The organism is Massilia sp. P2_C2, assembly GCF_056404615.1.
The window spans coordinates 21,325-27,747 of record NZ_JBFUDR010000053.1 but is presented as its reverse complement, the minus strand read 5'-3'; the positions used below and the strand labels follow the sequence as shown (position 1 = coordinate 27,747).

5 protein-coding genes are annotated in these 6,423 nt (G+C 64.8%); all 5 read left to right on the top strand.

Annotated features, from left to right (window positions below; translation table 11 throughout):
- The first annotated feature begins 109 nt into the window (after positions 1-109).
- The 5 genes from leuS to AC1DYX_RS09100 all read left to right on the top strand — a co-directional run bounded on the left by leuS (position 110) and on the right by AC1DYX_RS09100 (position 6,264).
- Positions 110-2,770 (top strand): leucine--tRNA ligase, encoded by a 2,661-nt coding sequence (gene leuS, locus AC1DYX_RS09120; RefSeq protein ID WP_477258478.1) that lies wholly within the window; start codon positions 110-112, stop codon positions 2,768-2,770.
- A 3-nt stretch (positions 2,771-2,773) separates the two neighbouring features.
- The gene (locus tag AC1DYX_RS09115; protein ID WP_477258476.1) at positions 2,774-3,301 is read left to right on the top strand and encodes an LPS-assembly lipoprotein LptE; all 528 of its coding nucleotides are present in this window, start codon (positions 2,774-2,776) and stop codon (positions 3,299-3,301) included.
- Between the two features lie 15 nt (positions 3,302-3,316).
- A complete protein-coding gene (holA, locus tag AC1DYX_RS09110; protein ID WP_477258474.1) occupies positions 3,317-4,330 on the top strand; it encodes a DNA polymerase III subunit delta in 1,014 nt (337 codons plus the stop codon).
- Positions 4,331-4,465: 135 nt separating this feature from the next.
- Positions 4,466-5,731, top strand: a complete 1,266-nt coding sequence (locus tag AC1DYX_RS09105) for a glutamate-5-semialdehyde dehydrogenase (protein ID WP_477258480.1) — start codon at positions 4,466-4,468, stop codon at positions 5,729-5,731.
- Between the two features lie 119 nt (positions 5,732-5,850).
- Positions 5,851-6,264: a CopD family protein gene (locus AC1DYX_RS09100; protein WP_477258472.1), complete on the top strand. Its 414-nt coding sequence runs from the start codon at positions 5,851-5,853 to the stop codon at positions 6,262-6,264.
- The last annotated feature ends 159 nt before the right edge of the window (positions 6,265-6,423 follow it).

Genomic DNA, 6,423 nt, shown 5'->3' with positions numbered 1-6,423 from the left:
GCCGTAGGGTGGGCACCCCGTGCCCACCATCACGTCGCCCGTCCACCCACGCCATGGACGAATGACACGATATAATGTTCTGCTCACCTCTTTCAGTCCGCAGAACATCATGCAAGAAAAATATAGTCCAGCCGAAGTCGAACAGGCCGCGCAGGCCTACTGGAAATCGATCGACGCGTATAAAGCCGTCGAGAACGATCCGCGTTTCCCAAAAGGCAAGTATTACGCCTGCTCGATGCTGCCTTACCCGTCGGGCAAGCTGCACATGGGTCACGTGCGCAACTATACGATCAATGACGTGATGTACCGCTACCTGCGGATGAACGGCTACAACGTGCTGATGCCGATGGGCTGGGACGCCTTCGGCATGCCCGCCGAGAACGCGGCGATGGCGAACAACGTGCCGCCCGCGCAGTGGACCTATTCGAACATCGCCCACATGCGCGGCCAGATGGAATCGATGGGCCTCGCGATCGACTGGTCGCGCGAAATGACCGCCTGCAAGCCGGACTACTACAAATGGAACCAGTGGATGTTCCTCAAGATGCTCGAGAAGGGCATCATCTACCAGAAGACCGGCACCGTGAACTGGGATCCGGTCGACCAGACCGTGCTCGCCAACGAGCAGGTCATCGACGGCCGTGGCTGGCGCTCGGGCGCGGTCGTGGAAAAGCGCGAGATCCCGATGTACTACGTGCGCATCACGGACTACGCCGACGAACTGCTGGACTACGTCGAAAATAAACTGCCGGGCTGGCCGGAGCGCGTGCGCATCATGCAGGCCAACTGGATCGGCAAGTCGACCGGCGTACGCTTCGCCTTCCCGCACGTGATCATGGACGAGCAGGGTGAGCTCATCAACGAGGGCAAGCTGTACGTCTTCACGACGCGCGCCGACACGATCATGGGCGTCACGTTCTGCGCCGTCGCGCCGGAACACGCGCTGGCGCAGCACGCCGCCAAGGACAATCCGGAACTGCAGGCCTTCATCGCCGAGTGCAAGCAGGGTTCCGTCATCGAAGCCGACATGGCGACGATGGAAAAGAAGGGCATGCCGACCGGCCTGTTCGTCACGCACCCGATCTCCGGCGAGCAGGTACCGGTCTGGGTCGGCAACTATGTGCTGATCACGTACGGCGACGGCGCCGTGATGGGCGTGCCGGGCCACGACGAGCGCGACTTCGCGTTCGCGCAAAAATACGACCTGCCGATCAAGCAGGTGATAGCAAGCGAAGGCGAGACGTTCTCGCTGGACGGCTGGCAGGAATGGTATGGCGACAAGGAGCGCGGCACCGTCGTCAACTCGGGCAAGTACGACGGCCTCGATTACACGGCGGCCGTCAACGCCGTCGCCGGCGACCTCGCGAACCAGGACCTGGGCGACAAGAAGGTCACGTTCCGCCTGCGCGACTGGGGCATCTCGCGCCAGCGCTACTGGGGCACGCCGATCCCGATGATCCACTGCGAGAAATGCGGCACGGTGCCGGTTCCCGAGAAGGACCTGCCGGTCGTGCTGCCGGAAGACTGCGTCCCGGACGGCTCCGGCAACCCGCTGAAGAAACACGAGGCGTTCCTCAAGGTCGACTGCCCGTGCTGCGGCGCGCCCGCACGCCGCGAGACCGACACGATGGACACGTTCATCGACTCGTCCTGGTACTACATGCGCTATACGTCGCCGGGTTCCAACGATTCGATGGTCGACCCGGCCCGCAACGATTACTGGATGCCGATGGACCAGTACATCGGCGGCATCGAACACGCCGTGCTGCACCTGCTGTACGCGCGCTTCTGGACGAAGGTCATGCGCGACTTCGGCCTCGTGAAATTCGACGAGCCGTTCGTCAACCTGCTCACGCAGGGCATGGTGCTGAACGAGACCTACTACCGCGAAGACGCTTCCGGCAAGAAGACGTGGTACAACCCGGCCGACGTCACCTTGACGTTCGACGAGCGCGGCCGTCCGCAATCGGCGGTGCTGAAGGAAGACGGCCAGCCGGTCGTCATCGGCGGCACCGAGAAGATGTCGAAGTCGAAGAACAACGGCATTGACCCGCAGGCGCAGATCGAGCAGTACGGCGCCGACACCGCGCGCCTGTTCACGATGTTCGCCGCGCCGCCGGAGCAGACGCTGGAATGGTCGGAGTCGGGCGTGGAAGGCGCGAGCCGCTTCCTGCGCCGCGTCTGGGCGTTCGGCTTTGCCCAGCGCGAGCGCGTGGCCGCCGCGCTGGCCGGCCAGCAGCAAGGGACGCCGGCCGGCGCTCCGGTGGATGCTGATCAAAAAACGCTGCGCCGCGAAGTGCACAAGGTGCTGCAGCAGGCCGACTACGACTTCAAGCGCATCCAGTACAACACGGTCGTCTCGGCCTGCATGAAGATGCTGAATACGCTGGAGTCGGCCAAGCTGTCCGAGGGGCCGGCATCCGACGCCGTGATCACGGAAGGCCTGTCGATCTTCCTGCGCATGCTGAACCCGGTCGCGCCGCACATCACGCACGCGCTGTGGCAGGCACTCGGCTATGCCGGCAAATACGGCGATATCCTGAACGTGGCCTGGCCGGAAGTCGACCCGGCCGCGCTGGAACAGGCGGAGATCGAGCTGATGATCCAGGTGAACGGCAAGCTGCGCGGTTCGGTGAAGGTGCCGAAGGAGGCCGACAAGGCCGCCATCGAAGCGGCCGCGCTGGCGTCGGAAGCCGCGCAGAAGTTCGTCGAAGGCACGCCGAAGAAAGTCATCGTCGTCCCCGGCAAACTGATCAACATCGTGGTGTAAGCCATGCGCGCCCTGACCAGGAAGTTGGCGGTGCGCGCGGCTGCGGCCCTGCTGGTGGCATCTGCCATCGCAGGCTGCGGCTTCCAGATGCGCGGCTCGAACGGCAGCTACACGATGCCGTTCCACAGCATCTACCTCGGCTTTGCCGACACGTCGGCGCTGGGCACGGAGCTCAAGCGCAACCTGCGCGCGACCGGCCAGGTGGTCATCGCCGACAAGGCGACGGACGCCGAGGCGCAATTCGTGCTGCTGGGCGAGTCGCGCAACAAATCGATCCTGTCGCTGAACAGCCTGGGCCGGGTGCGCGAATACCTGCTGACGTACACGATGTCGTTCACCGTGCGTGACGCGCAAGGGGCGGAGCTCGTACCGCCCACGCAGATCTCGCTGCGCCGGAACATGGCGTTCGACGAGACCCAGGTGCTGGCCAAGGAATCCGAGGAAGGGCTGCTGTACCGCGACATGCAGGCGGACCTGGTGCAGCAGATCATCCGCCGTCTGGCTTCCATGAAGCCGCCGGTCAAGGCATAAGGAAGAGAGAACAGCATGYAGTTGCGGCCTGAGGCGCTCGACGGGCACCTCGCCAAGGGGCTCGCGCCCCTGTACGTGATCACCAGCGACGAGCATCTGCTCGCCCTGGAGGCGGCGGACCGGATCCGCCGTGCCGCACGCGCGCAGGGTTATTCCGAGCGCGACGTGCTCACGGTCGAGCGCAACTTCAAATGGGGCGAGCTGCTGGCCGCCAACCAGGCCATGTCGCTGTTCGGGGACAAGAAGCTGATCGAGCTGCGCATCCCCGGCGGCAAGCCCGGCAAGGACGGCAGCGCCGCGCTGCAGAACTACGCGAAGGACCTGAACCCCGACAACCTCACCCTGATCACCCTGCCGAAGCTGGACTGGCAAACGGCCAAGGCATCGTGGGTGGCGGCGCTGCAGCAGGCCGCGGTCTACGTCGAGATCCCGAACGTGGAACGCGCCCAGCTGCCGGGCTGGATCGGCACGCGCTTAGCAAGCCAGAACCAGAGCGCCGACCGCCAGAGCCTGGACTTCATCGCCGACCGCGTCGAGGGCAACCTGCTGGCGGCGCACCAGGAGATCCAGAAACTGGGCCTGCTGTACGAGCCGGGCAAGCTGACCTACGAGCAGGTGCATGACGCCGTGCTGAACGTGGCGCGCTACGACGTTTTTAAATTGTCGGAAGCGATGCTGGCCGGCGACCCGGCGCGCCTGGTGCGCATGCTGGAAGGACTGAAAGGCGAGGGCGAGGCGTTGCCGCTGGTTTTGTGGGCAGTCTCCGAGGAAATCCGCACGCTGCTAAAATTGAAGGCAGGGATGGCGCAGGGACGGCCGCTCGGTGCGCTGCTGAAGGAATACCGCATCTGGGGCCCGCGCGAGCGCATGATGGAGCCGGCGCTGCGGCGGATTTCGCTGCCGGTGCTGGAAGCGGCGCTGCAGCAGGCGGCGCAGGTCGACAAGATGGTCAAGGGCCTGCGCGCGAAGCAGTTCGCGGGGGATGCGTGGGATGCGATGTTGCAGCTGGCGTTGAAAGTCGCATCGTGAATCACCGCGAACGTAGGGTGGGCACCCCGTGCCCACGCGTGACGTTTGCGACACATTGACGTTCGCGTGGGCACAGGGGTGCCCACCCTACGCATGAATTTAATTGACGCGGGCAACCGCAACGGACGAAGCACGATGGACATCACCGACTACATGCACACAATCGGCCGCCAGGCGCGCGCGGCCTCGCGCGCGATGGCGCGCGCGGACAGCGCCACCCGCAACCAGGCCTTGCTCCTGATCGCCGCCGCCATCGAGCGCGAGGCCGACAGCCTGCGTGCCGCCAACGCGCGCGACATGGAAGCGGCCGCCGCCGCCGGCCTCGAGCCCGCGCTGCTGGACCGCCTCGCGCTGTCCGACAAGGCGATCGCCACGATGGTCGACGGCCTGCGCCAGATCGTCGCGCTGCCCGACCCGATCGGCGAGATCACCGACCTGAAATTCCGCCCGACCGGCATCCAGGTGGGGCGCATGCGCGTGCCGCTGGGTGTCATCGGCATCATCTACGAGGCGCGCCCGAACGTGACGGTCGACGCGGCCGGCCTGTGCATCAAGAGCGGCAACGCCGCCATCCTGCGCGGCGGTTCGGAAGCCATCCACTGCAACCGCGCGCTGGCCGCCCTCGTGGCCGAGGGCCTGCGCGGCGCCGGCCTGCCGGAACACGGCGTGCAGGTCGTCGAGACGACGGACCGCGCCGCCGTCGGCGCCCTGATCACGATGCCGGAGTTCGTGGACGTGATCGTCCCGCGCGGCGGCAAGGGCCTGATCGCGCGCCTGATGAAGGAATCGACCGTCCCGATGATCAAGCACCTGGACGGCATCTGCCACGTCTACATCGACGCGAAGGCCGACATCGCCAAGGCGCTCCCGATCGCCATGAACGCCAAGACGCACCGCTACGGCACGTGCAACACGATGGAGACGCTGCTGGTGGCACGCGCCATCGCGCCGACCGTGCTGCCGCAACTGGCGGAACTGTACGCGACGAAGGAAGTCGAGCTGCGCGCCGATCCGGAAGCGCTGGCCATCCTGCAGGGTTATCCGCACCTGGTGCCCGCGACGGAAGAGGACTGGAGCACGGAATACCTGGCGCCGATCCTCGCCGTGAAGATCGTCGACGGCATCGACGCGGCCATCGAGCATATCAACACGTATTCCTCGAAGCACACGGACGCCATCGTCACCGAGGATTACACGGACGCGATGCGCTTCCTGCGCGAGGTCGACTCGGCCTCCGTGATGATCAACGCGTCGACGCGCTTCGCCGACGGCTTCGAATACGGCCTGGGCGCCGAGATCGGCATCTCGAACGACAAGCTGCATGCGCGCGGGCCGGTCGGGCTGGAAGGGCTCACGTCGCTCAAGTACGTGGTGTTCGGCCACGGCGAGGTACGCACATAACGTTTGCGTTTCGACGGCTTTCGCGTGGGCTCGGGGAGCCCACCCTACCGTAGGGTGGGCGGCCCTCCGCCCACGCGTAATGCCAACATACCGCCAACGTCCGTTACAAGGGATTGTGCATGTATCTTTGGGTTAAGGCCTTTCACATCATCTTCATCGCCTCGTGGTTCGCCGGCCTCTTTTACCTGCCGCGCATCTACGTGAACCTGGCCCAGGAAAGCAACCCGGCCGCGATCGAGCGCCTGCTCGGCATGGCGCGCCGCCTGTACCGCTTCACGACGATCCTGATGGTGCCGGCACTGTTGCTGGGCCTGTGGCTGTGGCTGGGCTTCGGCATCAACGGGGGCTGGCTGCACGCAAAACTGGCGCTCGTGATCCTCGTGATCGGCTACCATCATGCGTGTGGATCGCTGCTGAAAAAGTTCGAACGCAGCGTCAATACGCGCAGCCATAAATGGTTCCGCGTGTTCAACGAGGTGCCGGTTTTATTGTTGCTGGCGATCGTGATCCTGGTGGTCGTCAAGCCATTCTAAATACGACGAGCAACATACAATGATTCACCGGCGGCCGGGCCTTCATCCCGGCCGCTTCTTTTTTAGTCAGTCGGGGTCAGAGCTCAACCGGGAAATTCGAGCTCTGACCCCGAATATTAGTCAGTCGGGGTCAGAGCTCAACCGGGAAATTCGAGCTCT